Source organism: Acidobacteriota bacterium (genome assembly GCA_039030395.1).
Lineage (GTDB): Bacteria > Acidobacteriota > Thermoanaerobaculia > Multivoradales > JBCCEF01 > JBCCEF01.
In genome coordinates, this window is sequence record JBCCEF010000053.1 from 1 (window position 1) to 2,704 (window position 2,704).

Sequence of the window (2,704 nt, forward strand, 5' to 3'; positions counted from 1 at the left end):
GATCAGCGATTCGGGCAAGGCGCCGCAATCGACGACGATAAAGGGGCGCTCGGCACGACCGCTCAGCCGATGCAGATGGCGGGCCATCACTTCCTTGCCGGTGCCGGTCTCACCCGTCAGGCAGATCGTCGCCTCCGAAGGTGCCACGCGCCGCAACAGCTCCAGAGTCCGCCGCATCGCCGCACATTCGGCAACCGGCTCAGCGGCGCCGAGACGAGCCTTGAGCGCCGCGTTCTCGGCCTCCAACCGCTGCCGTTGCTCGCCCTCGCGGCGCCTCTCCTCGGCTCGGTCGATGGCTCGGCTGGCCTGCACCGCCAGGGCGGTGAGCACGGTCAGCTCGGCAGCGCCGAAGCGTGTTGCCGGACTCAGGCTATCGACGTAGAGCACCCCCCGGGCACCGTCCGGGCCAGGCAGGGGGACACAGACGACGCTCTGCCGCCGGCTGTGGTGGAGGCTGGGCGGCAGGGTCTGCTCGCGGCCAGCGGCGCCGGCGTCGGCGAGAACTACCGGACGATTGGCCTGCACCGCGCGCCGCGGCAGGGAGCGGGTCAACACCTCGTCGAGCGAGAGATCGCCGGCCCGCAGGTCGCGCGCCAGCGCGACCTCCAGGCGGTCTTGTGCGGTGCTCAGAAAGAGTGCTCCACGCTCACCACCACCGATTCGGATGCCGGAATCGACCAGCGCTCGGAGGGTCTCTTCCAGGTCGTAGGCCTGGGCCAGCTCGCCCAAGGCATCGAGCAGTTGGCCGAGAAGCAATGCGTCGCGGATCGGCTCACCGGAGAGAATCAAGCCGCCCTCCTCACGCCCTACCAGCTGGATCACCGTCGCTCCGATGCGCAGCCAGCTGCCGAAGGGCACGACAGCCGGCTCAACGACCGCTTCGCCGTCGAGGAAGGTACCGCCCCGGCTACCCAGATCTTCCACCTGCCAGTTGTCGCCAGCCGCCGGAGACAGTCGACAATGGCACCGCGACACGGTCTCGTCGTCGAGCACCACATCGCAATCCGGCGCCCGGCCCAAGACGATCGGTGTCCGCTGGAGGACCTCTTGCCGTGCCCCGCCAGGATGGATGACGAGCTGTGGCCGCAACTCTGATCGGCCGGAGCCAAGTGCAAACGGAGGGACCTGCGGAACCTCAGGAGCCATGTCCGGCCGAGCTTATCAACGATCAGACAGATCGTTTAAGCCGACCGGAGCTCTGTCCGCGGTCTACTCGTGTCGCAGCGCCACCAAGGGGTCGACCCGCGACGCACGCCAGGCCGGCACCAGAACGGCGCCGACCGCCACCAATCCCAACATCAGCGACATGGCGGCGTAGGTCAGCGGATCACCGGGCTCGACTTCGTAGAGCAGGCTGCGGACGAAGCGACCGAGAGCCAGGGAGAGGCCCATACCCAGGACCAGGCCGCCGGCGACCGGCAGCAGACCCTGCTGCAGGATCATCCGCAGGACGCCACCGCGATGGGCACCGAGGGCCATGCGCAAACCGATCTCCGGCGTCCGCCGGCTGACATCAAAGGCCACCACGCCGTAGATCCCTGCCGCGCCCAGAACCATGGCCAGGCCAGCGAAGACCGCCGCCAGGATCAGGATCAGACGCTGGAACGATAGCGATTGGCGCAGGACCGACGCCATCGTCTCGCCGAATGCCGCCGGTACCTGGGGGTCGATCTCAGCCAGCGCCGCGTCGACGGTACGCGACATTTCGCTGGGTCCCAGGGACGAACGGACCAGGAACGACAGCCCGACTTGACGCTCCACCTGCTCCACCGGGCGGTAGATCTCGGGCAGCACCCGAGTCGTCAGGCCGTGCTGCCGAATATCTCCCACGACGCCGACCACGGTGAGCCACTCGTCGGACGCCTCCAGGTCGATCCGGATGCGCTGGCCGAGAGGATCCTGGCCGGGGAAATGCTGCTCGGCGAAGGTCTGGTTGATCAGCACGGTCGGCAAGGCCCCGGCGCGGTCGCGCTCATCCAACAGGCGGCCGGTGATCTCGGGAATGTTCAAGGTCTCGAAGTACCCCGCCGAAACGACTCGCCAGTTGACGATCGGTAGCTCGCCCGGCGCCGCCTCGCGACCGGCGACCTCGAGGTGGCCATTGAAGCCTTGGGTGCGAATCGGCAGCATGTGAATTGCCCCCACCGTCTCGACCCCCGGCGCGGCCAGCAAACGCTCCCTGAGCTGCCGGAAGAAGGCCTGGCGTGACTCGGCAGCCTCGTACTTCGAATCAGTGATCATCGGCGAGAAGGTGTAGACCCCCTGGGCCTCGAAACCCGGATCGACCTGGGCGGCGCGCCAGAAGCTCCTGGCGGCCAATCCGGCCGCGATCACCAGGACGAAGGCCAGCGCCACCTCGGCCACCACCAGGGCGCTGCGGCCGCGCGCCCGGCCACCGACCGTCCCCGAGCCCTGGCGCAACAAGCTGTAGATCCGTGCCCGCGCTTGGGCGGTTGCCGGCGCAGCGCCGAAGACGAGCCCGGTCACCAGAGCCAGGGCGAGGCCGGCCAGAGCGACCCGGCCGTCGACCACGATCTCATCGGTCCGCGGCATCCAATCCGGCATCGCCTGCAGCATGCCGACGAGACCTAGGCGCGCCAGTAGGATGCCCAAGACGCCACCGGCCAGAGCTAGCAGCAAGCTCTCCACCCACAGCCAACGCGCCAGGCGCCAACGGCCGCAGCCCAGCGCCGAGCGAATCGCC

2 protein-coding genes are annotated in these 2,704 nt (G+C 68.7%); both read right to left on the reverse strand.

Annotated features, from left to right (window positions below):
- Positions 1-1,089, reverse strand: a 1,089-nt coding sequence (locus AAF481_20370; GenBank protein MEM7483522.1) for a sigma 54-interacting transcriptional regulator, incomplete at its 3' end; no start/stop codon positions are given.
- Between the two features lie 120 nt (positions 1,090-1,209).
- Positions 1,210-2,704 (reverse strand): FtsX-like permease family protein (locus AAF481_20375; protein ID MEM7483523.1); only part of this gene is annotated, 1,495 nt, incomplete at its 5' end.